This is a genomic window from Pseudomonas caricapapayae (genome assembly GCF_001400735.1).
Taxonomy (GTDB): Bacteria; Pseudomonadota; Gammaproteobacteria; order Pseudomonadales; family Pseudomonadaceae; genus Aquipseudomonas; species Aquipseudomonas caricapapayae.
This window is the reverse complement of sequence record NZ_LJPW01000061.1, coordinates 1-1,880: the sequence shown is the minus strand read 5'-3', so window position 1 is coordinate 1,880 and position 1,880 is coordinate 1. Positions and strand designations below refer to the sequence as shown.

The 1,880-nt window shown below is 59.3% G+C and carries 2 protein-coding genes; both read right to left on the bottom strand.

The window, feature by feature from the left end:
- The coding region (locus ALO80_RS09095; protein WP_055008752.1) for a TIGR03752 family integrating conjugative element protein at positions 1-1,205 on the bottom strand (1,205 nt) is incomplete at its 3' end.
- Positions 1,195-1,880, bottom strand: a 686-nt coding sequence (locus ALO80_RS09090) for a TIGR03749 family integrating conjugative element protein (RefSeq protein WP_055008751.1), incomplete at its 5' end; no start/stop codon positions are given. The genes ALO80_RS09095 and ALO80_RS09090, both read right to left, overlap by 11 nt.

Below are 1,880 nucleotides of genomic sequence, written 5' to 3'. Positions count from 1 at the left end.
GTCTTGATCAACGATGCTGCGCCTGCTCCAGCTGCGGTGATCAACGCCTGCGAGCCGATGTACTGCTGTGCATTGCTGCGTCGCTCTCCGGCGATGCACGGGATGCCGTAGGGATCGCTGATCCATCCGAGCCCGCCCTGAATGGGTTGCTGGTCACCGGAGTTGTTCTGGTTGTTGTTCTGTTGATTCCCACCCTGGACCGGGGCCGGCAGGGTGCGGACAGTACCGTCGGTAAACACGAAGGTCAGGCTTTTGATCTGCCCCCGCACGCATGACAGGGTCCAGTCGCCGGACGCTGTACCGCTGGCCACTGCACCGGCTACGTCGGGAAGGTCGATGCCGTTGGCGGTGAGGTTGTCCGGACCGATCAGCACCTTGAACGGGTAGGGATCATTGACGGTTCCGTCGACCGGCACCCGGCCAATCAATGCGGACATGGCGATTGACCCCATCAGGGTCGAGTTCTGGGGCAGGGTGTAGGCACGACGTACCTTCTTGCGCTCCTGTTGCTGGCCACCCATGTCATCACGAACAGACTGAGCGCCTGTTGTGAGCGCTTTCTGGCCTCGATCGACAGAGTCACCGAAGGATGTAGGGAAGCTGTAGGCACTCGCGGAGCCGCCAGTGCCGGCAGTGATCGGCTTGCCGTTGCTGTCCAGTGCGGTTGCGTCTTGAGGATCGATCCAGACGATATCCGAACCGCTTGTTTCCGATTTGAACTGTTGACCGTCACCTGGCTGAACGCCCAAGCCGATCGGTAAATCGGAGTTGGAGTTATTGTTCTGCCCCATTCGCGTCAGTTCGTCCATCTGTTTGCGCAATCCGTCCAGCACGCTTTGCTGTTGCTGCTGGCTGTCGAGCTTGTACTGGTCCTGTGCGTTTCTCAGGCGCTGCTCAACGGTCTGATCAATGTTCGCCAGTCGTTGTTTAAGCGCCTCGTTGTCCTGTTTGACGGCCGTGTTCTGCTGGATGACATCGGATATCTGCTGCTTGAGCTCGCGTCCTTCAGCCACGACCGTGCGCAGCGTGTCGCTCGGCGTGTCGCCTTCCACTCCAAGAGACTTGGCCTGTTCGGCTGTGAGTTTTGGTGCCGGTGCGTTGTCAGCCTGCTGTGCGGATCCACCCCTCATCATTTTGATGCCGATGAACACCGTGATCAGGAGCAGTGGAATCACCAGGTACTTGAGCAGCGGGTTACTCTTCATGCTTCGCTCCCTGCGCCGCACGCGAATCTATCGGGGCGGCTGAGAACACGGTTGCTTGTGTCAGACCATGATCCCGAGTGACCAGGTAGAGCGTGGTGGTGTCACTGGCATCACCGCGTGACCCAAGATAGGGATGTTGAAAGGCAGCCGCCACGAAGTCGCCCATCAGTTCCCGAGGGTCGAGCGTAACGCGCTGCGCCGTCTGGTTCTGCAGCTTGACGGCAGTTACCCAGAAGTCATCCAGACGCCATGCGCCCAATGGGGTGGCGGTGATCGGTAGAGTGGGTAGCAGGGTGGTCAGATTCAGGCGGCGATCAATCTTCACCTGGGTAATACCTTCGACAGGCTCCACCGTGCGCAACGGCGCATAGAGCACCTGCGCGGCATAGCGTGTCAGAACCACTGGGACAGGCGTTTCCCGCTTGACCACTTCCTCTGGTTCATCATCCTCAGCCTTCGAGCGGCTGGTTTCCTCTGGGCTCACGGTAGAGGACTTGCCTGATCGTGCTGTAGCAGTTGCTCCGTAGCGAGTGGCGGACGTTTCACCTTCGACGATCTTCACCGGTTCCAGCGCCGGTTGGTCTGCAGGTCCTTCTGTAGCAGCAATGTCCACCAGAATGATCTCGCCGGTCTTGGCGTTTTGCAGTTGAAGGCGAGTGGGTTCTATCGCTTCCT